The sequence below is a fragment of the Faecalibacterium sp. BIOML-A1 genome (assembly GCF_009679715.1).
Classification (GTDB): Bacteria; Bacillota; Clostridia; order Oscillospirales; family Ruminococcaceae; genus Faecalibacterium; species Faecalibacterium taiwanense.
This window is the reverse complement of record NZ_WKZJ01000001.1, coordinates 235,155-260,905: the sequence shown is the minus strand read 5'-3', so window position 1 is coordinate 260,905 and position 25,751 is coordinate 235,155. Positions and strand designations below refer to the sequence as shown.

Sequence of the window (25,751 nt, the reverse complement as noted above, 5' to 3'; positions counted from 1 at the left end):
GGTCACTCCTTTTTCTTCCACTCGTCGGTATCGATGATAATGGTGCAGGGTCCTTCGTTCACAAGAGCCACCTGCATATCCGCGCCAAACTCGCCGTGCTGAACATCCTTCAGGCCCTGTTTGTTCATCTCTGCAAGGAACAGCTCGTAAGCATCCACGGAGAGCGGCGGCTTTGCGGCCTTGATAAAGCTGGGCCGGTAGCCTTTTTTCGTGTCGCCGTAAAGGGTGAACTGGCTCACCACCAGAGCCGAATAGCCAAGGTCCTTTGCGCTGAGATTCAGCTTGCCCTCTGCGTCCGGAAAGATGCGCAGGCCTGCGCATTTATCGGCAAGCTTGGGCACGATGTCCAGACTGTCGGTATCCCTGACACCCAGCAGGATCATAAGGCCCGGCCCGATGGCTCGCGGCTCACCGCCGTTTACCCGCACACTGGCGGAAGATACCGCCTGAATGACTGCACGCATGTTTTAGCTCCTTGTCACCTTGAGCACGTCCTTCACCTTGGAAAGTCTTGCGACCACACGGTTGAGGTGCTCGGTATTGTTGATGCCGATGGTCAGGCTGACCATGGCGCAGTTGTTTTCCACCTGACGGGCGTTCACCGCATAGATGGGCACCCGGATATCCGCCAGCGCAGCCAGCACATCCTGCAGCAGCTCGTTGCGGTTCAGCGCAATGATCTCAATGCCGGCCTTATAGCTGTCCTTGACGCTGTCGGCCCAGTACGCCTTGACCCAGCGGGGGGCGTTGGTGGGATCCTTCATGCTGGAAATGGCGTTCACGCAGCTCTGCTTGTGGATGGAAACGCCAAAGCCGCGGGTGATAAAGCCCACGATGGGGTCGCCCGGCAGCGGGCTGCAGCACTTGGCAAACTTGATGGGGGTGTTATCGAAGCCTTCCACCACCACGCCGTCGGTAGCGTGCACACGGCTCAGGTCCACCTTGGGCAGGTCTTCCCCGGCCTTTTCCTCCGAAGCTTTCAGCTTCTGCCACTCCTCCTTGAGCTTGGGCAGGCAGTTGGCAATGGTCATGCCGCCGTAGCCGATGGCGGCATAAAGCTCCTCGGCATTGTTCTGGCGCAGGCGGCGGGAACAGCTGTTGATAAAATCGTCCAGCTGGTCGTCCGGAAGGATGATCATTTCCCTGCGCAGCTCACGGGCCAGTGCATCACGTCCCTGCGTGATATTTTCCTCGCGGCGCATCTTTTTGAACCAGTTTCGGATCTTACTCTTCGCTTCGCTGGTGCGCACGATCTTGAGCCAGTCGCGGCTGGGGCCTTTGTCCGCCGGGCCAAGGATCACTTCGATGATCTCGCCGGTGGAAACGATGTGGTCGATGGGCACCATGCGGTTGTTCACCTTGCAGCCCACCATGCGGTTGCCCACCGCCGAATGGATCGCATAGGCAAAATCGATGCAGGTAGCGCCGGTGGGCAGGTTGATGACATCGCCCTTGGGAGTAAAGGCAAACACTTCCTCCGGCAGCAGGTCGCTCTTGAGGTCGTGCAACAGATTGCCGGAATCCTCGCTGACGCGCTGGTTTTCCAACAGCTGGCTCACCCATGCCAGACGTTCGTCCAGCTTGTCGTGGCCATCCAGACCTTCTTTATACTTCCAGTGGGCCGCAACGCCGTACTCGGCCTGCTCGTCCATCTTGCGGGTGCGGATCTGCACCTCAAAGGGGATGCCCTCGTGGCCGATGACGGTGGTGTGCAGGCTCTGGTAGCCATTGGGCTTGGGAGTGGAGATATAGTCCTTGAAGCGGTTGGGCAGCGGATGGTACATATCGTGGATGAGGCCCAGAGTGCTGTAGCACTCGGCCAGCGTATCCAGAATGACACGCACCGCATAGATATCGTAGATTTCATCAAAGGACTTGTTCTGCATGATGGTCTTGCGATAGATGCCGTAAATGCTCTTGACGCGGCGCTTGATGGTAGCGCCCTCAATGCCGCTTTCGGCCAGCCGCCGCTCGATCACACCGGACACCTTTGCAAGGAACTCCTCGCCTGCACGCTCACTGAGCATCCGGCTGATCTCCTCGTAGCCCACAGGGTCAAGGTAATGCAGGCTGCGGTCTTCCAGCTCTTCCTTCACGTTCAGGATGCCCAGACGGTTGGCGATGGGGGCATACACCTCCATGGTCTCGCGGGCTTTATCGCGGCGCTTCTGTTCCGGCCATGCATCACCGGTGCGCATGTTGTGCAGCCGGTCGCACAGCTTAATGATCATCACGCGCACATCGCGACTCATGGCCAGCAGCATCTTGCGCAGGTTTTCAGCCTGCAGTTCCTCAATGTTAGAGAACTGGATCTTGGTCAGCTTGGTCACGCCGTCCACCAGCAGGGCAACTTCCTCGCCAAAGGCGGCTTTCAGGTCGTCCAGTGTAGTGGGAGTGTCCTCCACCACATCGTGCAGCAGGGCCGCAGCAATGCTCTCGGAGTCCATACCAAGGTCCAGCACCAGCCGTGCCACGGCCAGCGGGTGGCAAATATACGGCTCGCCGCTGCGGCGGCACACCCCCTTGTGGGCAGTGTTGGCAAGGTCATATGCCTTTTCGATCATCTCCATATTGTAGGAGCGGCCGCTGGCCTTGATGGCCTCACACAGCTTTTCCCAGGTAACGATCTCCGGCCGCACCTCCGAAGGCAGCGCGCCTTCCGGGGCATCGGCCAGCTGTGCTGTTGCAGAAACGGTAGCCGTTTCCTGCACCGGTACCGGCTGATGCAGGTGGGTCTTTGCGGAGTAGAGATCCTCTTCCCGCACCGGCTTGGGTGCCGGGACAGCAGCTTTCTTTCCCTCTGGCATTTTACATTCCCTCCAAACATTTCAGGATCGGGGCATCCGCAAGGTTCTTTTTGCCCTGCGCAGGCACAAGCTCCAGATATTTTGCTCCGCCCTTTTCCACCGTGGCAATCAGTCCCACCTGTTCCAAGGCCGTGACCGCCACCAGCGTTTTGCCTGTATTTTCCTCGCCCAGTTTTGCGCACAGCGGCTGCAGATCTTCTGCGTGCCAGCGGCGCGCCTGCAGCTCACGGTACACTGTGACGATATCACTGCGCTCAGGCGTAATAAGCTTTTTCTGTTCCTTAGTCAGGGGTGTGCCGCGGCGCAGCGCCACCACAAAAGTAGCCTGCTCCGCAAGCTTTGTGCCCAGCCCTGCCGGATGCAGGTCCAGAATGCGGCCCGAAAGCTGTGCGCCCCGGGGCGAATCGTAGACCGAAAGGTTCAGCGCAGCATCCACCACATCGCCCATGGCATAGGGCAGCTGTTCCGGCGGCATACCGAACCACACGGCATACACGCTGGCATTGCCCTGCCGCAGGCGCAGGCGGCTGTGCCTGCCCTCCGATACCGGGTATACCCCATCCAGCACGGCGTTCTGCAAAAGGAACACCGGGGTCGGGTTCTCGGCCCCATAGGGAGCCAGCTGGTCGAGCTTCCGCACACTTTCCACGGTCACACGGTCCAGATGGATGGGCAGGTCGCACTCCAGCGGGGTGGTATGCAGCACCGGGCATTTTCGTGCTGCCCAGTCGTTCAGGCGGCGGCGCAGAGCGGGCAGATTTTCTTCCCGCACCGAAAGGCCCGCAGCCATGGCATGGCCGCCGTAGCGGATGAGCAGATCTGCGCAGGCACCAATGCAGGCATGCAAATTGAAGCCCTGCACGCTGCGTCCGCTGCCCTTGCATTCGCCGTGCTCGTCGATCGTCACCACGATCACAGGCCGGCCGGTGCGTTCCACCAGCCGGGATGCCACGATGCCAATGACACCGGGGTGCCAATCGCGGCCCCACAGCAGCATCACGCGGTCTTCCAGCCGCTCCGGTTCCTGTTCCAGCAGTTCCTGCGCGGCCTTGAAGATCTGCAGCTCTGTCTCCTGACGCTTTGTATTGATCTCGTTCAGTTTATGGGCCAGCTCTGCGGCGCGGTCCGGGTCCTCACACATCACCAGCTGCAAAGCCGTAACAGCGTTGTCCATGCGGCCAGCCGCATTGATGCGGGGCGCAATGGCGTAGCTGACATTTTCTGCGGTGACCGGTTTGCCCGCAAGGCCCACCTCTTCCAGCAACGCTTCCAGACCCGGACGGTCCGTGTTCTGCAGCTGGCGCAGGCCCGCCTTGACAAGGGTGCGGTTTTCGCCGGTAAGCGGCATCACGTCCGCCACAGTACCCACAGCGGCAAGGTCGCCGCAGTAGTCCAGCATTTCTTCCGGCGGGCAGCCATCCAGTGCGGCACACAGCTTGAACGCCACGCCCGCACCGCATAGGCCCTTGAAGGGACTGGTGTCGTCCTCACGACGGGGGTCTACCACGGCAATGGCCTTGGGCAGAGTTTCCGGCGGCAGATGATGGTCGGTAATGATCAGGTCAATGCCCAGTTCAGCGGCATAATCGGCTTCTTCCACAGCAGAAATGCCGTTATCCACCGTCACGATCAGCTTGCAGCCCTTATCGTGGATGGAACGGATGGCATTGCGCGAAAGGCCGTAGCCGTCGCCCTCGCGGCTGGGCAGCATACATTTTACGGTAGCCCCCATGCCCTTGAGATGCTGGTACAGCAGGGCCGTGGCCGTCACGCCGTCCACGTCATAATCGCCGAACACCACAATGGTCTCGCCCTCGTCAATGGCCCGCCAGATGCGCTCGCAGGCCTTGTCCATATCGGTGAGCAGCGAAGGGTCGCTCAACTCTTCCTCACCGGCAAGCAGGGTCAGTGCTTCGGTAGGGTCGGTGATGCCGCGGGCCGTCAGCACGCCCGCCAACAGGGCATTTTCCTTCTGCTGGGCGGCAAGGGCGGCTGCATATTTTTGCTCGCTCCACGGCTCGTCGTTCTGTGCGTTATATTCCAGTTCTTCGGTGGCCTGCTCCGCAATCGCCTGCGTCAGCTCCCGCAGCGCGGCACGGTCCAGCGGCTTCAGATTCCATGCACGGTAGGTCATTCAAAATTTCCTCCCGTCAGGCCGTCGTTGGCCAGCATTCCCTGCAGGGCGGCGATCTCAGAAGAGACATCCATCGCTACATCCGAGAGTAGCGTATCATACAGGGTGTCGTAGGCCTGATTCAGCGTGTGAAGGATGCCCGCGATATCGCGGCGGATGGTCTCGGCGTTTTCGCCCTGCTGGCCCTGCACATCGTTGTAGGTGTGCAGCAGCTTGAGGGTGGTGGGGATATAGTATTCCGCAAAGCGGCGGGCCTTGGGCAGGCTTTCCGGGTGTGCTTCCAGCCAGTCACAGATGGCAGTGGTGGTGGTCTGCATATGGTCCAGCTCTTCGCGGCCCTGCGCATCCTGCATCAGCTGTTTTTCCTGCTGCAGCACGGCGGCAAAGCGGCGCGCTGTCTCAAGATTGAGCGGCACATCGTCTGTTTTTTCTGCCGCCGGTTCCGGCTGCGGCGGTGCCTTGGAGGCTGCGGCAGCTTCCTGCGCGGCACGGTAATCCTCAGCAGTCAGGTAAAGCTTTTCCGCTTTTTCGTCCACCCATGCACTCAGCCAGCCATTGCGGATGAATCTGCGCACCCGCTTGAGGGCACGGGTCTTTTTCTCGTCCACGGCTTCCAGCGGCAGGCCCTTTTTGCAGTCAAAGCCTTCTGCTGCCTCGGCCAGACGGAGCAGCGTCTTGCTGGCCTTCAGGCGGGATGCACCGGCAGTGATCATCCACACGAACACGGCGGTGACAGCCGCAAAGCACCAGCCGGTGATCCGCACCGCCCCCAGCGCAAAGCTGCCCATGGCTGCAGCATTTTCAGCCATAAAGCTGTCCTGCAGAAGAGCCTGCAGAACAGCCGCATTGGGCGTAAACAGGCCCGCCGCACCCAGACAGGAAACCGCCGTGATGCCAAAGATCACCGTAAACGTAATGCCGACTGCCAGCAATGCGCAGCCTGCGCTGTAGCGCTTTTTGGCACTGGCGCGGATCTCGTCTGCCGGGGTCGTCTCTGCCTTGCCGAACATCTGCCGGAACCAGCCGGAAACACCTGCGGCCTGCGCGTTGATACAGTCCTCATTCAAGCCCTGTTTTTTCGTATTCTGCGCATTCTGGCGGCTGCGGTAGTATTCATCCCGGCTGCTGCGGAACGCCTTTGCCGCTTCGCCAAGGCCAAAGTTTGCAGCATTCACCGCCGCACGGCCCACACCATAGGCGCGGGCACCAATGTCCTCCCCTTTGCCCTCAAAGCCATGGGCAAAGGCATCCGACACGGTATCGCCAAAGGCGCGCAGCTGGTTTTCCAGCTCCTGCTGCACCTGACGGCCCTCATTTTCTCTCATTGTATCGTTTTCACGATCGTTCATCAAATTCTTCTCACCCTTCTGCCGGTGCATACCGGCTGATGATGGCGCGGGCCACCCGCAGGCCATCCACGGCGGCGCTCATGATGCCGCCCGCATATCCGGCACCCTCGCCGCAGGGATACAGACCTGCCAGCTGGGTGCATTCAAAATTTTCTTCCCGCTTCAGCCGCACCGGGCTGCTGGTGCGGGTCTCAAGACCCGTAAGGATCGCTTCCGGCGCGGTATAACCCGCAATTTTGCGCTCGTAGGCGCGCAGGCCCGCCCGCAGCGTTTCGGCCAGCTCCTGCGGCAGCAGTGCGCCGAGGTCTGCCGCAGCAACGCCGCGGTCATAGGTAGGCTGCACGCGTCCAATGTTCAGCTGGCCGCGCCCTTCCAGAAAGCTCTGGATGTTCTCTGCCGGAGCGGCATACTCCCCTGCACTGCGCCCAGCGGCGTAGGCTTTGGCTTCCAGCTCCCGCTGGAACGCGATGGCCCGGCGCGGATCGTCTGCAAAGTCCTTGCCGCCCACGCTCACCACCACGGCCGCGTTGGCATTTTTGCCATTGCGGGCGTGGAAGCTCATGCCGTTGGTCACTACACGGCCTTCCTCGCTGGCCGATGCCACCACCTGCCCGCCGGGGCACATGCAGAAGGTGTAAACGCACCGCTCCCCCACATGCTGGGAGAGTTGATACTCGCCCCGCGGCAGAGCCGGATGCCCGGCAGCCTCGTGATATAAGCTCTTTTCGATCTCACTCTGCAGATGCTCGGCGCGGAAGCCTACACTGAACGGCTTGCATTCCAGCTGCAGGCCGCCGTCCATCAGCATCCCGAAGGTATCGCGGGCCGAGTGGCCCACCGCGAACACCAAAGCTTCGCAGGCAAAGGTGCCATTTGTGGTAAAAATGCCGGTGAGCTGACCATTTTTCTGTTCAAAGCCGGTCAGGGCCGTGTTGAAATGCACCTCACCGCCCAGAGCTTCGATCTCCTTGCGGATAGAGGTGATCACACCGCGCAGCAGGTCGGTGCCCACATGGGGCTTCTGTTTCCAGGCGATCTCCTCCGGCGCACCGTGCTGCAGGAACACCTCGGTAACAAAGCCGCACAGCTCATCGCCGATGCGGGTGGTCAGCTTGCCGTCCGAAAAGGTACCGGCACCGCCCTCGCCAAATTGAATGTTCGCATTCACATCCAGTTCGCCGGTAGCAGAAAAATGTTCCACCGCCTTTACGCGCTCGTCCAGCGCCGGGCCGCGCTCCAGCACAATGGGCTGATAGCCCTGCCGGGCCAGCAGCAGCGCTGCAAACAGGCCCGCCGGGCCAAGGCCGCACACCACAGGCCGATGTGCCAGTGGCTGGATGCCATTCTGCACCGAAAAATCCACCTTCTGCTGCAGAGAAGCATCACCACAGCGGGCTGCAAAAGCCGCTTCCTCGGCAGGTTCTTTCAGGGTGACAGCCACGGTATACACCAGCTTGGGCTGGCCGTGGCGGGCATCCACCGAGAGCTTTGCCACGCCCAGATGCTGCACCTTTCCGCGCGGGATGCGGGCAGCGTGCAGGGCTTTTTCAAATGCCTGCGGCTCTCCGGCAGAGAGCGGCAGACGGATGTTGCGAACCAGAATCATGTTATCGTGTGTTCCTTTTTGTTTCAGTTGCTTTCGATACGGCACTGCAGCACATAGCTGCCCAGTGCAAAGATCTTGCCGTTGGAGGGCACATACAGGCGGCAGGCAATGTTCTGCTCGCCGGTCGCCACCGAGAAATCCTCGGCATCGATCTCAATGACCACCTGCTCCGGGGTCAGCGTTTCGATCACGCCCTTGGGGCCGCAGAGCGTTACATTCATCAGGCGTTCGGTCTGCACCGTCAGCTGGTAGGTAGAGGGCAGGTTGACCACCTGCACGCAGGTATTGGGCAGGTTCATGGTCTTGGTTCCCAGATTGGAGCAGTCAAAGCTGACCGTTATGGTGGAAATGTTATCCAGCAGATAGATGTCTGCGGGCAGGTCGATGGGCAGCTCATAGCTCTTGTTCAGTGTAAAGGTGGAAAGGTCGATATTGCCGATGGGCAGCGTGGACAGCATATCGATCTTATCTGCCGGACCTGCCACCTTGAGCTGCTTGCGGCTGAGTGCATATACCAGCATCGAATCATCAAAATCACGCGGTGCATTGATGAAATTCACGTCCACCGGCAGCGTTGCCATCTTGTACACCTGCAAGGTCACATCCACGCTGTTCTCTTCCAGCTCCGTGTACTCAAACTTGACTTCCTTGCCGCCGGAGGTATAGAAGCGCAGCGGCGTGTTCAGCGTGATGGACTCGGTCAGTTCGCCGCTGTAGGTCACCTCTGCAGTGCAGGTAGCAACTTTATTCAGCTCACTGCTGGGGCCGGAAAGGGTGATATTCTCCTTGGAAACATCCGTACTATAAAGGATATAACCGTCCGCGATGGTCAGGTAGTTGGTGGTAATGGTAACGGGCAGGGTCTTTTCCTCCACCACGTCAAACACCACATCCACCGTGTTGTCATTGCCTTCCATGGTCACAGTCACACCGTTCAGCAGGCCGTTGGCACCGCGTACCAGCAGGCGCAGGGTCTTTTCGCCGCTGTCACGTACGCTGGAAAAATCCGGGTAGACCACAAAGTCGGAAGCCGTCAGCCCGCCGATGGTGTAGCCGTCGCCGGAGATTTTCAGGTTCACGGTCTTATCCTCGGCGCTGACGATGCTCAGGCCCCGGGAGGTGTAAGCAGCGGAATCATAGGTATAATCCACCGGCACATTGTAGATGGTGTTGCTGGTGCCGGGCTGGACGATGATGGTGACCACCATCCATGCAACGATGGCACCCAGCACCGAAAGTGCTAGCCGGATGCGGCGGTCGTCCAGAATGTTTTTCTTATGGGCGACCGCAGGCTTTGCGCCATTTTTCTTGTTGGGTTCGTTGTTCATTGCGCATCGTCCTCCTTCTGGCTGACCCATTTCCACAGACGGTCCAGCTGACCGCGCCAGCCGCTGACCGTCGTCTTTTCGGTGGTGGTCTCCTTAGGGATCATCTCATCCACCAGACGGGTATACAGGGTCTGGCGGTCAAAATGGCGGATCAGCACGCCGTTCTTTGCCATGGAGATGATGCCGGTCTCCTCGCTGACCACGATGGCAATTGCATCGGAATTTTCGGCAATGCCAAGGCAGGCGCGGTGACGGGTGCCCATATCCTTGCCAAGATCCAGATTGTTGGAAAGCGGCAGCACACAGCCCGCGGCTTTGATGCGGCCATTCTCAATGATGGCAGCACCATCGTGCAGGGGCGTGCCCTCGTAGAAAATGGTGCCCAGCACTTCCAGATTGACCGCACTGTTCACCGGCGTGCCGGTGCGCACGATCTCCGAAAGGTTCGTGTGGCGTTCCAGCACAATCAGTGCACCGGTCTTGGTCTCAGAAAAGCGCTCTGCCGCATCGCAGATGGCAATGATGGCGCTGCGCCATGCACCCTTCAGGCTGGGATCGTTGTAGCGGCCTTTGACATTGAACAGCTTGGCGGCCCACTGGTCGGTCTGGCCCATGCGCTCCAGCGCACGGCGGATCTCCGGCTGGAACAGCACCACCAGCGTCAGCAGGCCCACCTGCAGCAGTGAGTTCAGCAGCCATGTGACGGTACGCATGTTCAGCGTTTCTGCCACCAGATAGACGGCCATCACCAGCAGCGCACCCTTGAACAGCTGGCCGGCGCGGGTGCGGTTGACAATGCCCAGCAGCTGGTAAATCAGGAAGGAAATGATGATGATATCCAGCAAATCGACCAGTTTGAAGGTCTGGAAATTTGCAATGATCGCGTTCAGAGTCATTGGTACACGCTCCCGTTTACAGTGTTTCGATCAGGGCAACAGCGTGGGCGGCAATGCCCAGCCCCTCACCGGTAAAGCCCAGATGTTCCTCGGTGGTGGCCTTTACACTCACGGCATCCACCGGCAGGCCGAAGGCATCGGCCAGATTCTGGCGCATAGCCGGAATGTACGGCGCAAGCTTGGGCCGCTGACACAACAGCGTCGCGTCGATATTTTCAATGCGGAAGCCGTGCTCCTTTAAAATTTCGGCCACACGGCGGGCCAGCTTCAGGCTGTCGGCACCGGAGTAAGCCGGGTCATTGTCCGGGAAATGCTGGCCGATATCCCCCAGCGCAGCGGCACCCAGCACAGCATCCATCACCGCATGGACCAGTACATCTGCATCCGAGTGGCCCAGCAGGCCTTTTTCAAAGGGCACTTCCACGCCGCCCAGGATCAACTTGCGGCCTTCCACCAGACGGTGCACGTCATAACCATGTCCAATGCGCATTTTATGTTCCTCTTTCTGTTCCGGGCGGGGCAAGTCCTCGCGGGTCGTGATCTTATAATTGGCGTAATCGCCCTGCGTCAGCTGCACGGCGCGGCCGGTCAGCTCGAACAGGCTGCAGTCGTCGGTGACAAGGCGGGCTTTTTCGGCATCCAGCTCTTCCAGCGCAGCAAGGTACTCTGCGCGGTCAAAGCACTGAGGGGTCTGCACCGCATACAGGGTGCTGCGGTCGGGCGTTGTGTACACAAGGCAGGCATCCGGCACGGTCTTTCCGTTGCCGCGCGCTGCAGCCTTGATGGTATCCTTTACCGGTACGGCAGGTGCAGCTGCGCCGCACCGGGCCGCTGCTTCCAGCGCTGCTGTGATGACGGCCTGACTAACGAAGGGTCTTGCCGCGTCGTGCACTGCCACAAGCTCCCCTGCTGCCGCCAGCACGCCGTTTTTTGCGCTCTCGGCGCGGGTAGTGCCGCCCGTTACGATCTGCACAGGCTTTGTGCAGTCTGCTGCCTGCTGCTCCACAAAGGCGCGGTTCTTACCGGCCACCAGCACGATCTCCGTGACAAGCGGGTCCTGTTCAAACGCGCGGATGCTGCGGTGCAGCACGGTCTCGCCGCCCAGATCAAAGCTGAGCTTGTCAAAGCCCATGCGTGTGGAAGACCCCGCCGCCACCAGTACTGCGGATACTCTCTTTTCCAATTTCTTCACCTGCCCGATTCCTATAGTAAGCCATATTTTATTATAGCGTATAACTTCCCAAACTGCAACCAATATTCTACAGCAAAAATGCCCCTCTGCACACAGCAGAGGGGCACAAACTTGTTCTTGATGGAGTTTACTTCAGGATCGGCTCGATGGCAGCAGCCAGAGCATCCTTCTGTGCCTGTGCTTCAGCCAGATCCTTGCCCAGAGTGGTGAAGTAGGTCTTGATCTTCGGCTCAGTGCCGGAGGGACGCACCACAACGGTCGCACCGTTTTCCAGACTGTAGATCAACACGTTTGCTGCAGGCAGGCCGGTCTCCTCGGGCTTCTTGTAGTCGGTCACCTTGACCACCTTGTGGCCAGCCAGCTCGGCGGGCGGGTTATCACGCAGCTTCTGCATGATGGAAGCCATCTTCTCCATGCCGGTCAGGCCGGGGAACTCGAAGCTGTCCACCTTGTTCAGGTAGCGGCCATACTGTTTATAGATCTCTTCCAGACGCTGCTTGATGGAGGAACCGATGCTGCGGTAGTAAGCGGCCATTTCACAGATCAGCATGGAACCGATGACGGCATCCTTATCGCGCACATAGGGGCCGGCCAGATAGCCGTAGCTTTCCTCAAAGCCAAAGATGAAGCGGTCCACCTCACCGGCAGCTTCCAGATTTGCGATCTGGTCGCCGATCCACTTGAAGCCGGTCAGCACGCTGCGCATTTCCACGCCGTAGTGTGCGGCAATGGCATCGGCCAGAGGAGTGGATACGATGGACTTGACGGCCACCGGGTTTTTGGGCATGGTGCCCTTCTCGATGCGGCCTGCGCAGATGTAATCCAGCAGCAGAGCGCCCATCTCGTTGCCGGATACCAGCTCATAGCTGCCATCCGGGCACTTCATGGCAATGCCCACGCGGTCGGCATCGGGGTCGGTGGCCAGCATCAGATCGGCACCAGTCTTGGTTGCCAGCTCCAGACCCAGCTTCAGAGCCTCGAAAATTTCGGGGTTCGGGTAGGAACAGGTGGTAAAGTAGCCGTTGGGGTACTCCTGCTCGGGCACGATGGTGATATCGGTGATGCCCATATCGTTCAGCACATGAGTGACAGGCACCAGACCGGAACCATTCAGCGGGCTGTACACCAGCTTCAGGCCGGCAGTCTTGCACAGCCCCGGGCGCACCTGACGGGCCTCAATGGCATCATACAGTGCCTTCTTGCAGTCGTCGCCCACAAAGCGGATCAGGCCCTGCTCCACGCCCTCGGCAAAGGAGATGTACTTTGCACCGGTCAGCACATCCGTCTTCTGGATCTCATCGTACACGATGGCGGCAGCATCATCGGTCATCTGGCAGCCATCCGGGCCGTAGGCCTTGTAGCCGTTGTACTTGGCCGGGTTGTGAGAAGCCGTGACCATGATACCAGCATTGCACTGGTAGTAACGGGTAGCAAAGCTCAGTGCAGGCACAGGCATCAGAGCATCGTAAATGCGCACCTTGATACCGTTTGCCGCCAGAACGCCTGCGGCGGTCTTGGCAAAGATATCGCTCTTCAGGCGGCTGTCGTAGCTGATAGCCACAGTCTGGCTGCCGCCCTGAGTCTTGACCCAGTTTGCCAGACCCTGCGTGGCCTGACGCACAACATAGATATTCATACGGTTGGTGCCAGCGCCCAGAACGCCGCGCAGACCAGCGGTGCCAAACTTCAAAGCCACAGCAAAGCGGTCCTTGATCTCGTCATCATTTCCCTCGATCTTGGCCAGCTCCGGCTTCAGATCAGCGTCTTCCAGCTCTGCAGCCATCCAGCGCTTATATTCATCCAAATACATCTTGCACACCTTACCTTTTGTAAATTTTTCCGCAAAAAAGAACAGGTTTGGTTAAACCTACTTATAATATAAACTCTCCGCATCCATGTGTCAATTGCGTAATCTGCAACAAGATTTGCAGTTCAAAACCGGCATATGGCACAAAATTCCAAGTTTTTCCCGGTAAAGTCGGGAACTATCCCGGCCTCGCCTGCATTTTCCAGCAGTTCATAACTCTGGCCTGCATCGTCCAGAACGTCCAGCCACTGCTCCAAACCGATGCTGTTTTCACACAGGTAGCGCAGCAGCTGCATTGCCCGGGCAAAACTGTCCTGCAGCAGCACCGCGCTGCGGCGCACCCGGCCATCCTGCTCCTGCCGCAGCTCCATTACAACGCCCTGCGCAGCGGCGGCACCGCAATATACAAGGGTGTGGGCATGCTGCAGCCCTTCCAGTTCTGAATATGTACGGATATAGCGGCAGTATTCTTTGCTCATCATGGAAAACTCTCTCCTCTCTATCGCATTGACATCTTTCCTGCCCTTTACTATAATGAATTCAGAAGTATTTTTGTGTCGAAGTATGACATAATCATCCAATATTTTCCACTTTTGCCAATTCTTTTCCGTCATATCATCCGCTGGGATAAGGGAGAACAACATGTATTCTGTTACCAGAAGCTTTGGTCTGAACGGCCTGAGCGGCTTTGCCGTGGCAGTGGAGGCCGACATTTCCGGCGGTCTGCCTGCATTTTCTATCGTAGGCCTGCCGGATTCCGCTGTGCGTGAAAGCGCCGACCGTGTGCGCGCCGCCATCAAAAATCTGGGCTTCAAGTTCCCGGACCGGCGCATTACCATCAATCTTGCCCCGGCGGATGTGCGCAAGACCGGCCCGGTGTACGACCTGCCGCTTCTGCTGGCAGTGCTCACTGCCAGCGGCCAGCTGGAGGATGTGCCTGCCGACGCGGCATTTCTGGGCGAACTGGCACTGGACGGCACCCTGCGGCCGGTTTCCGGCGTGCTGCCCATGGCGCTGGCTGCAGCAGAAAATGGCATCCACGCCCTGTATGTACCTGCCGAGAATGCCGCCGAAGCAGCCGAGGCCTGTGCCGACAGCATGGCCGTCTACCCCGCCCACACGGCACGCGAAGTTGTAGATGCCCTGCGCGGCATCTCCCCGCTTGCCCCGGCGGCTGTTGTTCCCTTTGACCCTGCAGACGCATGGGCACAGGTGCCGGATTTTGCGGACGTACTGGGCCAGTCGCTGGCGCGGCGGGCTATGGTCATTGCTGCCGCAGGCGGACACAATGTTTTGCTCATTGGCGCACCCGGCACCGGCAAATCCATGCTGGCAAAGCGTCTGCCCGGCATCCTGCCGCCGCTCACCCGTGAGGAAGCCGTGGAGACCACTAAAATTTATTCCATTGCAGGGCAGCTGCCGCAGGGCCGGGGCCTGATCTCTGCACGGCCTTTCCGCAGCCCGCACCACTCGGCCAGTGCCGCGGCTCTGGCTGGCGGCGGCGCACAGTTCCGGCCCGGCGAGTGCAGCCTTGCCAACTGCGGTGTGCTGTTTTTAGACGAATTGCCGGAGTTCTCCCGCGAGAGTCTGGAAGTGCTGCGCCAGCCGCTGGAGGACGGCCAGATCACCGTGAGCCGAGCGGCAGGCAGTGCCACCTATCCCAGCCACTTCCAGCTGGTAGCCGCCATGAACCCCTGTAAGTGCGGCTACTACGGCCACCCCACCCGGCAGTGCACCTGTTCGCCCAGTGCTGTGCGGCAGTACCGCAGCCGTGTGTCCGGCCCGCTGCTGGACCGCATCGACCTGTGCGTGGAGATGGACCCCATCGCCTTTGACGAGCTGCACGCCGTCGTCCCTTCCGAGAGCAGCGCCGATCTGCGCAAACAGGTGCTTGCCGCCCGGGCCATTCAGGCAAAGCGCTATGCCGCCCCAGGTTTTGAGGGTGTGCTCTGCAACGCCCAGCTCACCGCCGGGCAGGTGCGGCGCGTCTGCCGCATGACCCCCGCCGCCGAGCGGCTGCTGCGTGCCTCCTACGACGCTTTGGGCCTTTCCGCCCGCGCTCATGACCGCATCCTTCGGGTGGCCCGCACGGTGGCCGATCTGGCAGGCAAACAGCTGCTGGATGAGGACTGTGTGCTGGAAGCCCTGCAGTACCGGGCACAGGAAAAAGTGGAAGTATAAAAGCTTCTTCGTCTTTGCTTCGCAGATCCGCCTTCCCCGAAAAGAGAAGGGTTTGTGCAGCTTACCGTTACGCGCAAAAAAGCCATCTGTATCTTTCCAAATGCTCAATACGAGCAGAAGATCACAGATGGCTTTTTATAATTGCTTTTTAGAATCTACGCCATGTATCCGGCAGGAACAGCACCAGCATCGGGAAGATCTCCAGACGGCCGGCCAGCATGTCGAAGATCATCACCAGCTTTGCAGGGTTCGTAAAGCTGCCAAAGTTCATCATGGGGCCCACCTGCGCAAGGCCCGGGCCGATGTTGTTCAAAGTAGCTGCAATGGCTGTGAAGTTCGTCACCATATCAAAGCCATCCAGACTGATGAGCAGGAAGGATACCACGAAGATGAAGAAATACGCGCCCATAAACACATTGGTGGTGCGAATGGTCTCGTGGTTGAGCAGCTTGCCGTCCATGCGGACGGGGGCCACCACCTGTGGGTGCAGCGCCTGCTTAAGCTCCTTGCCAAGGGTCTTGCCCAGAATGAGGAGGCGGCTCACCTTGATGCCGCCGCCGGTGCTGCCTGCGCAGGCACCAATGAACATGAGCACCACCAGAATTTCTTTGGAGAGAGTGGGCCACAGGTCAAAATCGCAGCTGGAAAAGCCAGTGGTCGTGATGATGGAGCCCACCTGAAAGGCTGCCTGACGCACCGCTTCGCCAAAGCTGTTATAAAGGCTGTAGATATTGGCCGTGATAATGCCAATTGCCACCAGAATAATGGCGAAGTAGCCGCGCACTTCCTCGCTGATGGCGCGGTTGAATTTGCGCAGCAGCAGCAGGAAGTAGGCATTGAAGTTGACACCAAACAGGATCATGAAGATGGTCACGACCCACTGGATGTAGGGAGAAAAGCTGGTAAAGCTGTCGTTCTTGAAGCCGAAGCCGCCGGTGCCCGCCGTACCGAAGGCCGTGAGCATGGACTCAAACAGCGGCATGCCGCCCAGCAGCAGGAATACCACCTCCAGCACGGTGAGTGCAAAATAGATGCCGTACAGGATCTTTGCGGTAGACTGCACCTTGGGCACCAGCTTATCCACCTGAGGGCCGGGGCTTTCTGCCTTCATCAGGTTGACGTGGGAACCGCCGGTCAGGGGCAGCAGCGAGAGCAGGAACACCAGAACGCCCATGCCGCCGATCCAGTGGGTGAAGCTGCGCCAGAACAGGATGCCCTTGGGCAGATCCTCCACCCCGGGCAGGATGCTGGCACCGGTGGTGGTAAAGCCGGACACCGTCTCAAACAGGGCATCCACCGGGTTCGGGATGCAGCCCGTCACCACAAACGGAACGGCACCCACGATGGAAATGACGATCCAGCTCAGCGAGGTAGCAGCAAAGCCCTCCCGCATATAGAACACCTTGCTTTGGGGCTTGATGCCGCGCAGGGCGTAGCCGATGGCGGCGCTGACTGCCGCCGTGATCAGAAACACGCCCAGCACGAACCATTCGCCGTAGATCCAGCTGGCCGCTGCGGGCAGCAGCAGCAGCGCACCCTCGATCAGCATGACATAGCCCAGCAGACGGAAAACGATCGCATAATTCATAGTCTGCCTCCGTCAACCCTCTGCGCCCTTGTCCAGAATATCGCGCAGGTCATGCAGACCATGCTCCAGCGTGACCACGATCACGTTGTCGCCCACCTGGATCTGGTCGCCGCCGCGCGGGATCAGGATCTGATGGCCGCGGGTGATGCAGCACAGCAGCAGATTCTTTTTCAGGTGCAGCTGGCTCAGGGGGACACCGGTGGCAGCGCTCTTCTCGTGGACGGTAAATTCCAGCGCTTCCACGCGGTCGTCCAGAATGCGGTACAGCGTCTTGATGTTGCTGCCCGCTTCGTTCTGCAGTGCACGCACATACTGCACGATGTAATCGCAGGTCATGTACTTGGGGTAGACCACGCTGCCCAGATCCAGACCGGCCAGAATATCATCAAATTCCAGACGGTTGACTTTGGTGACCAGCTTGCCCTTGGAGTGCTTTTTGGCAAACAGGGTCAGCAGCACATTCTCCTCGTCGATGTTGGTCAGGGCCACAAAAGCCTCGGTGGACTCCATGCCCTCCGAGAGCAGGAATTCGCGGTTGGAGCCGTCCTCGTTCAGGATCTGTGCGCCGGGCAGCTGCTCGGCCAGCTCCATGCAGCGGGCAGGGTCGCGCTCCACGATGCGCACACGCACGTGGTTTTCCAGCAGCTCCTGGCTCAGATAGAAGGCGATGGCACCGCCGCCCACGATGAAGGCATTGCGCACCGGGCGCACCGGCAGGTGGATGCGCTGGAAGAACTCGTGGGCCTTATCCTGTGTTGCAAGGAAGGTGACCTGATCGCCGTTCTGCAGTACAAAGTTACCGTTTGGAATGATCACGCCGCCGCTGCGCTCCACTGCACACACCAGAATGTCGCTCTTCAGGCGGGTGGGGATCTCGCGGATGGCCACGCCATCCAGCCCCTGCTCTGCAGTGAGTGCAAACTTGATCAGCCGCACACGGCCGTCTGCAAAGGTGTCGATCTTGCTTGCACCCGGGAAGCGCAGCAGATGGGAGATCTCCTTTGCTGCAGCCATTTCCGGATTGATGATGGCCGAAATGCCGATCTGCTTTTTGATAAAGTCCAGCTCATGACTGTAGGACGGGTTGCGCACGCGGGCAATTGCATGGCAGTGGCCCGCCTTTTTGGCAAACATGCAGCACAGCAGGTTCAGCTCATCCGAACCAGTCACGGCAATGAACACATCCGCGTCTTCAATGCCGGCCTCTGCCAGCGTGGTGATCGAGGAACCGTTGCCCACGATGCCCAGCACATCGTAGCTTTCAGTCAGGTGCTCTACACGCGCTTTGTTGGTATCCACAATGGTCACATTATGGTCTTCCTCACTGAGCTGCCGCGCCAGCGCAGTACCAACCTTGCCGCCGCCCACCAGAATGATCTTCATAACAAGTCCTTTCTCTTTCCGCGTCCCTTCTGCCGGGACAGCACAAATCCATCATAGTATACCATATCTCCTGCCAAAGTTCCACTGTTTTCCACATTATGCAACAAAAACCTGCCAAATGACGCAAAAAAGCCCCGGGAGATACCGTCCCGGAAGCTTTTATTTCATTTAATAGCGCGCCACGCCGTCCTTCGTTACAAGGGCATACACCAGCGGGGCTTCCTCCGGCTTCTCAGGGCCGTATCCAAGGCCGCTGCGGTACTCGGCGGCGGCAGCTTCAAACTTATCGGCTGCGCCGTAGAAGGTAGCCAGACTCTCGCCCTTCTTTACGTAGTCGCCGCGCTTTTTATGCAGGGTGATGCCGGCGGCAAAATCCAGCGGGTCGCCCTTTTTCTGTCGGCCCGCACCCAGCAGTACGCTGGCAGAGCCGATCTTCTCGGCATCGTTCGCCACAATGTAACCGTCCTGCTCTGCCAGCAGCTCAAAGCTTGCCGCGGGCTGCTCAAACAGGCTGTAATCGTCCAGCACGCGGGTATCGCCGCCCTGCGCCGCAAACATCTCCTTGCACTTTGCAAAGGCAGACCCATCGGCAATCACCGCCTCGGCCATGGCGCGGCACTCGGCAGGAGTGCCCTGATCGGCCAGCACCAGCATGTTCGCCGCCAGCTGCAGGCAGACCTCGGTCAGGTCGGCGGGGCCATGGCCCTTGAGCACATCCATGCTTTCCATGACTTCCAGACTGTTGCCAATGTTATGGCCCAGCGGGGTGTCCATATCGGTGATCATGGCAGCCACCCGGCGGCCGTGATGGGTGCCAATGGATACCATCAGCTTGGCCAGCTCAATGCTCTGGTCTACCGTTTTCATAAAAGCTCCGGTGCCGGTGGTCACATCCAGCAGGATGGCATCCGAGCCGGAAGCCAGTTTCTTGGACATGATGCTGGATGCGATGAGTGGGATGCAGCTGACGGTTGCGGTCACATCCCGCAGGGCATACATTTTTTTATCTGCTATGGCAATGCCCTCGCTCTGGCCAATGACCGACAGACCGATCCTGTTCACCTGTGCAAAGAACTCCTCCTGTGAGAGGGCGGTTCTGGTGCCGGGCACGCTCTCCATCTTATCGATGGTGCCGCCGGTATGGCCAAGGCCCCGGCCGCTCATCTTGGCGATCTTCACGCCGCAGGCCGCCACGATGGGGGCAATGACCAGCGTGGTCTTGTCACCTACGCCGCCGGTGGAGTGCTTGTCCACCTTGATGCCCGGAATGGGCGAAAGATCCACCATCACACCGCTGTGAGCCATCACATCGGTCAGCTCTGCGGTCTCCTCATCGGTCATGCCGCGCAGATAGACAGCCATCATCCATGCAGCCATCTGGTAATCAGTCACTTCTCCGCTGACATAGCCATTGACGATCTGCTCCAGCTCCTCACGGCTGTGCGTACCGCCGTCACGCTTTTTTGCAATCAGATCATAAACGCGCATCGTATCACGCTCCTCGTTTTTTCAATAGTACGACATTGTAAGATATAGTATAGCAAAATTCCAAACAAAAGCAAGTATCATTCTGTAAACTTTGCCCAATTTTAAACCAAAAAGGGCGCAGCCGCCCGGAAAAGCAGCTGCGTCCTTGTTTTGGGAACACAAATCGTCGTTTTAGCGGGATCCCTTGTCGTAGGGGATGCCCTCTGCCTTGGGTGCCATGCTGTTCTTGGAGGTAAACGCCAGAATGATCATGGACGCCACGAACGGCATCATGTTGTAGATGTTGCTGGACCAGTGCAGCTGTGCCAGGAAGGTGGAGTCTGCAATGTTTGCCAGACTCTTGAACACAGCAAAGAACATGGCTGCGCCAAAGATGTTGAAGGGCTTCCACTGGCCAAAGATCATAACAGCCATGGCAAGGAAGCCTGCGCCGGCCACGCCCACCTCAAAGTTCCAGGTCTGCACCGGGGGCACAATGTAGGCCATACCGCCGATCGCACCCAGTGCACCGGAAATGACAACACCGGCATAGCGCATCTTGTAGACATTGATGCCCACAGAGTCCGCTGCCTGCGGATGCTCGCCGCAGGCACGCAGGCGCAGGCCAAAGCGGGTCTTGTACAGCACCACATAGCTGATGATCAGCAGAATGATGCCCAGCGGCACAAAAATGCTCAGCTCCAGCCCGCCGATGCTGAACAGGAAGGGCCTGTTGGTGTAGTTCAGCTTTGCACTGCCGCTCTCGCTGAAATTCTTGGCAAGGACCACCGCGATGGCCGTGGCCAGCAGGTTCAGGGCCGTGCCGCCGATAGTCTGATCCGCCTTCAGGTTGATGGAGGCAAAGGCCAGCAGCAGACTGTACACCATACCGGCCAGTGCCGCCACCAGAACAGAGATCAGCACCACGAGGAAGACCGGCATTTCGGCAGGCAACATGGTCAGGGTGAGAACACCCGCCACACCGCCAATGACCATGATGCCTTCCAGTGCGATGTTGATGATGCCGGAGTGCTCACTGAACATACCGCCCAGTGCCACCAGCATCAGAACGATGCCATACAGCAGCGTATATTTGATCAGAAGCAGCATATCACTTGCCCTCCTTTTCGGTTGCAGATTTTGCAGGAGCAGCAGGCTCTGCGTTCACATTGGTTTTATCGGCATTCTTGAACAGCAGTGCGTGGATCTTGCCGCGGAACAGCATGGAGAATGCACACAGGTAGATGATGATACCGCTGATCAGGTCCGAGATCTCGGTGGGGTAATACTTGGTGGAAAGGAAGGAGCCGCCCACCGAGATATGGGAAATGAAGATTGCCGAGAAAATGGTGCCAATGGGGTTGGAGCTTGCCAGCAGTGCAACGGAAATGCCGTTGAAGCCCATTGTCGGCAGGCTGGTGGAGTTCAGCGGGTTCCACTGGGACACATTGGACAGATAGTACAGGCCCGCACCAAAACCGGCCAGTGCACCGGCAATGGCCATGGAGAGGATGATGTTCTTCTTCTCGTTGATGCCGGCGTAGCGGGCAGCGCTCTTGTTCAGGCCCACAGCCTTGAGCTCGTAGCCGAAGGTGGTCTTGTTCAGCACCACCCAGATCAGAACTGCCACTGCTGCCGCCAGGAAGATGGCAATGGTGGTGCTGTTGGTCTGGAACAGCTTGTTCAGGCCGAAATCCGGGATGATGGACTGAGCGTAATCGGCGTTCTTGCTGATGTTGATGGTACGGGTGTTGCGCACATCGTACATGGGGCCGGTGCCGTTCTGGTAAATAAGCTCATTGACCAGATACAGGCCGATCCAGTTGAACATGATGGAGGTAATGACTTCGTTGATGTTGAAGTAGGCCTTGAAGAAGCCGGGGATCGCACCCCAGATGCCGCCCAGAATGGTGGCTGCAATCAGACAGACGAACCACGGCAGCTTGAGCATGATGGCGCAGTACAGAGCGCCGTAAGCGCCCAGCGTGTACTGACCCGCCGCACCGATGTTGAACAGGCCGGTCTTGAAGGCAAACGCCACAGACAGACCGGTCATAATGAGGGGAGCCGCATTTGCCAGCTCCTTGCCGACACCGTAGGGTGCGTCATGGAAGCCGCCCTTCAGGATGCGCACAAAGCCGTCGCCCCATGCGTGAGCCGGGTTGATGGCCAGCAGCACCAGAAAACCAACCACAAGGCCGATCAGGATGCACAGCAGAGCAGCCAGCACACTGGTGATGGAGCTGTTCAGACTGCTGTGGGAAAGTTTTTTCTTGTTCATGTGTTATTTGCTCTCCTTTCCCTGCTTGCGTGCGCCTGCCATATACAGGCCCAGCTCCTGCACGGTGGTGGTCTTGGGGTCAAATTCGCCCACGACCTCGCCCTCGTACATCACAAGGATGCGGTCGGACAGGTTCATCACCTCGTCCAGCTCCAGGCTGACCAGCAGCACGGCCGTACCCTTATCGCGCTCGGCCACGATCTGACGGTGGATGTATTCAATTGCACCAACGTCCAGACCGCGAGTGGGCTGGACTGCCACCAAGAGCTTCGGGTCCTTATCGATCTCACGGGCAATGATGGCCTTTTGCTGGTTACCGCCGGACATGCTGCGCACGGTGGTCAGGCTGCCCTGACCGCTGCGCACATCATACTGCGCGATCAGCTTATCGGAGTATTCGCGCACCTTATCGCTGCGGATAAAGCCGCCCTTCTGGAATTCGGGCTGCCAGTAGCGCTGCAGCACCATGTTGTTTTCCAGACTGTAGTCCAGCACAAGGCCGTGCTTGTGGCGGTCCTCCGGGATATGGCTCATGCCATCCTTGGAGCGCTGACGGATGGACTCGTTGGTGATGTCCTTGCCGTCCAGTGTGATCTTGCCGCTGCTGATCTTTTCCAGACCGGTCAGGCCGTAGACGAACTCGGTCTGACCGTTGCCCTCGATACCGGCAAGACAGACGATCTCACCGGCGTGCACCTGAAAAGAGACATTCCGGACTGCATCCTTCTTGTGCTGGGCGCTGTGCATGGTAACGTTTTCCACATCCAGCACCACCCTGCCGGGGTCTGCGGGCTTTTTGTCCACCTGCAGCTGCACATCACGGCCAACCATCATGCGGGAAAGCTCTTCCTTGGTGGTGTCCTTGATGTCCACGGTGCCCATATACTTGCCCTTGCGCAGAACAGTGCAGCGGTCTGCCACCGCCATGATCTCGTTGAGCTTGTGGGTAATGAACAGGATGGACTTGCCTTCCTTCTTGAACCCGCGCATGATCTCCATCAGTTCGTCGATTTCCTGCGGGGTCAGCACTGCGGTAGGCTCGTCGAAGATCAGGATCTCGTTGTCGCGGTACAGCATCTTCAGGATCTCAACACGCTGCTGCATACCAACAGAGATATCGCTGATCAGTGCATCCGGGTCCACGCGCAGGCCGTACTTTTCGCTCAGGGCCATCACCTTTTTGCGTGCCTCGGCCTTCTGCAAAAAGCCCATCTTGTTGGGTTCCACCCCCAGAATGATGTTGTCCAGCACGCTGAAGCATTCCACCAGCTTGAAGTGCTGGTGCACCATGCCGATGCCCAGTGCGTTTGCATCATTGGGGTTGCGGATGACAACCTCCTTGCCGTTTTTGCGGATCTGACCAGCTTCCGGTTGGTACAGGCCAAACAGCACGCTCATCAGCGTACTTTTGCCGGCACCGTTCTCGCCCAGCAGGGCATGTACCTCGCCTTTGCGCAGCTGCAGGGTGATATCGTCGTTTGCCTTGATTCCAGGGAACTCCTTGGTAATGTGGAGCATTTCGATCACAAAATCCTCTGCCAATCTGCTCACTCTCCTTTCGTGTCGTTTCGACACCGATACTTCTTTAAGTCCCATTATACCTGATTTGCGGCAATTTGCACATGTCTTTTTTGCTTTTTGGCAGAAAGCACAGACAATAGTGTTACTTTTGTACTCTTTTCACGAAGAGTACGCTGCATTTTTCCCGCATTACGCCAATAGAAGACAGAAAAAAGCGGGACACCCCGTTACAGGATGCCCCGCTTTGAAAAGAACTATCGATCGTCCGCAGGCAGGCCTGCCGGACAACAGATTACTGGATGTAGTTGACGGTGGTGAACTCGCTGACGGTGGGCTTGGTAGCGTCGTCGGAACTGTTATCAACAGTGATCTCGCCGCTCTTGATCTTGCCCTTGACTTCCTCGTACTCGTCGGTGGTGAAGGACTCGAAGTTCCAGCTGTCTGCATCGGTGGGCAGGCCGATATAATCGCCGTCCTCCAGGCCGAAGTTGCCATTGGAACCTGCGATGTCGCCCCAGCTGCCGGCATCGATATCAGCCAGAGCAGTGTTGACAGCCTCGGACAGGCCCTTCATAGCAGAGGTAATGAACGGGTTATAAGCGTAGGTGCCATCTGCAACGCCGTTTGCACCGATGTAGTTCTGGTCAACGTCAACGCCGATGACGTAGCCATTGTTCTTCAGAGCAGCCTCAACAGCGGAGGTGTAGATGCCGCCGCCGCAGGCAAAGACGACCTGAGTGCCGTTGGAGTACCAGCCCTCCATACGGGAGGTGATGTTTGCATCGCCGTAGAACTGGCCGCCGTAGAAGTAGTTGATCTCGATGTTCTGGCCCAGCTCAGCAGCAGCAGCATCAGCGCCCTGCACGAAGCCGTAGCCGTAACGGATAACAGCGGGAACAGCCATGCCGCCCAGGAAGCCCAGCTTGGTCTTGCCGTCCTTTGCGATGGCGTAGCCTGCCAGATAGCCTGCCTGCTCCTCCTTGAAGGTGATGCAGTAGCAGTTAGCAGGGATAGCGTCGGTGCCGATATCGCCCTGAGTCACATCGATGGCGATGAACTTGACATCGGGATACTGGTCAGCAGCCCATGCCAGAGAAGCGCCGTACAGGTAGCCGACACAGACGATCACATCAGCGCCGTCGTTGACAGCCTGACGGATCATGGTCTCGCGGTCCTCATCGGAAGCGTCAGCCTCGGGAATGTAGTACTGGCAGTCATCGCCCATGTAGCCGGAAACAGCAGTCCAGCATGCCTGGTTGAAGCTCTCATCATCGATCGTGCCGGTATCGCAGGTCAGAGCGACCTTGACGATCTTCTCACCGCCCTCAGCAGCAGAGGAAGCAGTAGAAGCAGCAGCGGAAGAAGCGGTGCTGGTAGAAGAAGCGGAAGAACCGCCGCAAGCGGTCAGAGCAGCGGCAGCGGCAGCGGCACCAGCCACAGCCAGGAAATTACGACGAGAAATCATCATAATCAAACTCTCCTTTTATTTTTAATAAAATTGCGTCAAACAAATAAAATGCGCAGAACTGCACATTTACTGGCTCAAGTATAACGGCAAGCCGTGTCAGATGCAAGCGAATTCCGATTACAAAATCTTTACAATAATTTTGTAAGTTTTTATCAAAAGTAGTATTTATGCACAAATTTGCCGTAGTTCCGTGCGTTCTCTGTGCTTTGGCACACAATGCACGTATTGCCGTCACTTTATTGTCCTGCAGTGCACCTCTGCGTTTTTATCCCGTCACTTCACGGCACGGTTGCCCGCCACATTGGAGGGGCCAAAGCCGAAGGGCAGCAGTTCGTCCATGCTGCGCTCGATAAAGTCTTCCGGTGTCTTTGCCATGATAACGTTCAGTTCCGGCCCGCCGAATTCAAACAGAGCCTGGCGGCACACCCCGCAGGGAGAAGTGATCTGCTCGTTCACCTCGCCGCGGCGGCTGCCCACCACAGCAATGTCTGTGAACTCGGTCACGCCCTCGGCCACCGCCTTGAACAGAGCCGTGCGCTCTGCACAGCTGGTGGGGGTAAAGGCAGCGTTCTCCACGTTGCAGCCGGTAAAAATGCGGCCATCCTTGGCGCGCAGGGCAGCGCCCACCATAAAATCGCTGTAGGGCACATAGGCTTTTTCCCGTGCAGCCAGTGCCATGCGGATGAGCTCCTTCTTTTCTTCCAGGGTCAGGTTTGTCATATCCGTCACTCCTTTTTTGGTTT

Annotated in this window: 19 protein-coding genes; 1 reads left to right on the top strand and 18 read right to left on the bottom strand. The window is 58.4% G+C overall.

All coding sequences use genetic code 11. The features are described 5' to 3' along the window. Positions 1–2: 2 nt before the first annotated feature. The 10 genes from dtd to GKG36_RS01265 form a co-directional block, all read right to left on the bottom strand. Positions 3–464 carry a D-aminoacyl-tRNA deacylase gene (gene dtd / locus GKG36_RS01310; RefSeq protein ID WP_005940113.1) on the bottom strand — a complete coding sequence of 154 codons (462 nt, stop codon included), beginning with the start codon at positions 462–464 and terminating at the stop codon, positions 3–5. Between the two features lie 3 nt (positions 465–467). Beyond that, entirely contained in the window at positions 468–2,807 is a 2,340-nt protein-coding gene (locus GKG36_RS01305; RefSeq protein WP_154258694.1) for a bifunctional (p)ppGpp synthetase/guanosine-3',5'-bis(diphosphate) 3'-pyrophosphohydrolase, read from the bottom strand. 1 nt (position 2,808) lies between these two features. Continuing rightward, on the bottom strand, positions 2,809–4,941 hold the full coding sequence (recJ, locus tag GKG36_RS01300; protein ID WP_154258692.1) for a single-stranded-DNA-specific exonuclease RecJ: 2,133 nt from the start codon (positions 4,939–4,941) through the stop codon (positions 2,809–2,811). Next, positions 4,938–6,290 carry a 5-bromo-4-chloroindolyl phosphate hydrolysis family protein gene (locus GKG36_RS01295; RefSeq protein ID WP_243138991.1) on the bottom strand — a complete coding sequence of 451 codons (1,353 nt, stop codon included), beginning with the start codon at positions 6,288–6,290 and terminating at the stop codon, positions 4,938–4,940. Before GKG36_RS01295 ends, recJ begins: the two co-directional genes overlap by 4 nt. Positions 6,291–6,300: 10 nt before the next feature. Continuing rightward, entirely contained in the window at positions 6,301–7,896 is a 1,596-nt protein-coding gene (locus GKG36_RS01290) for an FAD-dependent oxidoreductase (RefSeq protein WP_005940109.1), read from the bottom strand. A gap of 23 nt (positions 7,897–7,919) precedes the next feature. Further along, positions 7,920–9,224 carry a CdaR family protein gene (locus GKG36_RS01285; RefSeq protein ID WP_154258688.1) on the bottom strand — a complete coding sequence of 435 codons (1,305 nt, stop codon included), beginning with the start codon at positions 9,222–9,224 and terminating at the stop codon, positions 7,920–7,922. Further along, a complete protein-coding gene (cdaA, locus tag GKG36_RS01280) occupies positions 9,221–10,120 on the bottom strand; it encodes a diadenylate cyclase CdaA (RefSeq protein WP_005940107.1) in 900 nt (299 codons plus the stop codon). The genes GKG36_RS01285 and cdaA overlap by 4 nt, the downstream gene beginning before the upstream one ends. 16 nt (positions 10,121–10,136) lie before the next feature. After that, a complete protein-coding gene (ispF, locus tag GKG36_RS01275; protein WP_154258889.1) occupies positions 10,137–11,303 on the bottom strand; it encodes a 2-C-methyl-D-erythritol 2,4-cyclodiphosphate synthase in 1,167 nt (388 codons plus the stop codon). Positions 11,304–11,439: 136 nt separating this feature from the next. Next, the gene (locus GKG36_RS01270) at positions 11,440–13,122 is read right to left on the bottom strand and encodes a phospho-sugar mutase (protein ID WP_005940102.1); all 1,683 of its coding nucleotides are present in this window, start codon (positions 13,120–13,122) and stop codon (positions 11,440–11,442) included. Positions 13,123–13,244: 122 nt separating this feature from the next. Then, positions 13,245–13,601: a hypothetical protein gene (locus GKG36_RS01265; RefSeq protein WP_179860458.1), complete on the bottom strand. Its 357-nt coding sequence runs from the start codon at positions 13,599–13,601 to the stop codon at positions 13,245–13,247. Positions 13,602–13,761: 160 nt separating this feature from the next. Here GKG36_RS01265 and GKG36_RS01260 point away from each other — a divergent pair, with 160 nt between their 5' ends. Further along, positions 13,762–15,300 (top strand): YifB family Mg chelatase-like AAA ATPase, encoded by a 1,539-nt coding sequence (locus GKG36_RS01260; protein ID WP_154258686.1) that lies wholly within the window; start codon positions 13,762–13,764, stop codon positions 15,298–15,300. Positions 15,301–15,448: 148 nt separating this feature from the next. Here GKG36_RS01260 and GKG36_RS01255 read toward each other — a convergent pair whose 3' ends face one another. The 8 genes from GKG36_RS01255 to GKG36_RS01220 form a co-directional block, all read right to left on the bottom strand. Then, complete coding sequence (locus GKG36_RS01255) at positions 15,449–16,888, bottom strand: TrkH family potassium uptake protein (protein ID WP_097778158.1); 1,440 nt, start codon at positions 16,886–16,888, stop codon at positions 15,449–15,451. Positions 16,889–16,900: 12 nt separating this feature from the next. After that, a complete protein-coding gene (gene trkA, locus GKG36_RS01250) occupies positions 16,901–18,271 on the bottom strand; it encodes a Trk system potassium transporter TrkA (RefSeq protein WP_005940088.1) in 1,371 nt (456 codons plus the stop codon). Positions 18,272–18,439: 168 nt separating this feature from the next. Then, positions 18,440–19,759 carry a thymidine phosphorylase gene (locus GKG36_RS01245; RefSeq protein ID WP_154258683.1) on the bottom strand — a complete coding sequence of 440 codons (1,320 nt, stop codon included), beginning with the start codon at positions 19,757–19,759 and terminating at the stop codon, positions 18,440–18,442. A 171-nt stretch (positions 19,760–19,930) separates the two neighbouring features. Further along, positions 19,931–20,848, bottom strand: a complete 918-nt coding sequence (locus GKG36_RS01240; RefSeq protein WP_154255366.1) for an ABC transporter permease — start codon at positions 20,846–20,848, stop codon at positions 19,931–19,933. A gap of 1 nt (position 20,849) precedes the next feature. Then, a complete protein-coding gene (locus GKG36_RS01235; protein WP_005940077.1) occupies positions 20,850–22,019 on the bottom strand; it encodes an ABC transporter permease in 1,170 nt (389 codons plus the stop codon). A gap of 3 nt (positions 22,020–22,022) precedes the next feature. Next, on the bottom strand, positions 22,023–23,537 hold the full coding sequence (locus GKG36_RS01230) for an ABC transporter ATP-binding protein (RefSeq protein ID WP_154258887.1): 1,515 nt from the start codon (positions 23,535–23,537) through the stop codon (positions 22,023–22,025). Between the two features lie 295 nt (positions 23,538–23,832). After that, on the bottom strand, positions 23,833–25,008 hold the full coding sequence (locus tag GKG36_RS01225) for a BMP family ABC transporter substrate-binding protein (RefSeq protein ID WP_154258681.1): 1,176 nt from the start codon (positions 25,006–25,008) through the stop codon (positions 23,833–23,835). Positions 25,009–25,281: 273 nt separating this feature from the next. Further along, positions 25,282–25,728, bottom strand: coding sequence for a cytidine deaminase (locus GKG36_RS01220; RefSeq protein WP_005940064.1), 447 nt, complete (start codon positions 25,726–25,728; stop codon positions 25,282–25,284). Positions 25,729–25,751 lie beyond the last annotated feature (23 nt).

Coding starts and splice junctions, on each gene's coding strand:
- dtd (WP_005940113.1), bottom strand. CDS start 464: ATGCGTGCAGTCATTCAGGCGGTATCTTCCGCCAGTGTGCGGGTAAAC.
- GKG36_RS01305 (WP_154258694.1), bottom strand. CDS start 2,807: ATGCCAGAGGGAAAGAAAGCTGCTGTCCCGGCACCCAAGCCGGTGCGG.
- recJ (WP_154258692.1), bottom strand. CDS start 4,941: ATGACCTACCGTGCATGGAATCTGAAGCCGCTGGACCGTGCCGCGCTG.
- GKG36_RS01295 (WP_243138991.1), bottom strand. CDS start 6,290: ATGAACGATCGTGAAAACGATACAATGAGAGAAAATGAGGGCCGTCAG.
- GKG36_RS01290 (WP_005940109.1), bottom strand. CDS start 7,896: ATGATTCTGGTTCGCAACATCCGTCTGCCGCTCTCTGCCGGAGAGCCG.
- GKG36_RS01285 (WP_154258688.1), bottom strand. CDS start 9,224: ATGAACAACGAACCCAACAAGAAAAATGGCGCAAAGCCTGCGGTCGCC.
- cdaA (WP_005940107.1), bottom strand. CDS start 10,120: ATGACTCTGAACGCGATCATTGCAAATTTCCAGACCTTCAAACTGGTC.
- GKG36_RS01270 (WP_005940102.1), bottom strand. CDS start 13,122: ATGTATTTGGATGAATATAAGCGCTGGATGGCTGCAGAGCTGGAAGAC.
- GKG36_RS01265 (WP_179860458.1), bottom strand. CDS start 13,601: ATGATGAGCAAAGAATACTGCCGCTATATCCGTACATATTCAGAACTG.
- GKG36_RS01260 (WP_154258686.1), top strand. CDS start 13,762: ATGTATTCTGTTACCAGAAGCTTTGGTCTGAACGGCCTGAGCGGCTTT.
- GKG36_RS01255 (WP_097778158.1), bottom strand. CDS start 16,888: ATGAATTATGCGATCGTTTTCCGTCTGCTGGGCTATGTCATGCTGATC.
- trkA (WP_005940088.1), bottom strand. CDS start 18,271: ATGAAGATCATTCTGGTGGGCGGCGGCAAGGTTGGTACTGCGCTGGCG.
- GKG36_RS01245 (WP_154258683.1), bottom strand. CDS start 19,759: ATGCGCGTTTATGATCTGATTGCAAAAAAGCGTGACGGCGGTACGCAC.
- GKG36_RS01240 (WP_154255366.1), bottom strand. CDS start 20,848: ATGCTGCTTCTGATCAAATATACGCTGCTGTATGGCATCGTTCTGATG.
- GKG36_RS01235 (WP_005940077.1), bottom strand. CDS start 22,019: ATGAACAAGAAAAAACTTTCCCACAGCAGTCTGAACAGCTCCATCACC.
- GKG36_RS01230 (WP_154258887.1), bottom strand. CDS start 23,537: ATGCTCCACATTACCAAGGAGTTCCCTGGAATCAAGGCAAACGACGAT.
- GKG36_RS01225 (WP_154258681.1), bottom strand. CDS start 25,008: ATGATGATTTCTCGTCGTAATTTCCTGGCTGTGGCTGGTGCCGCTGCC.
- GKG36_RS01220 (WP_005940064.1), bottom strand. CDS start 25,728: ATGACAAACCTGACCCTGGAAGAAAAGAAGGAGCTCATCCGCATGGCA.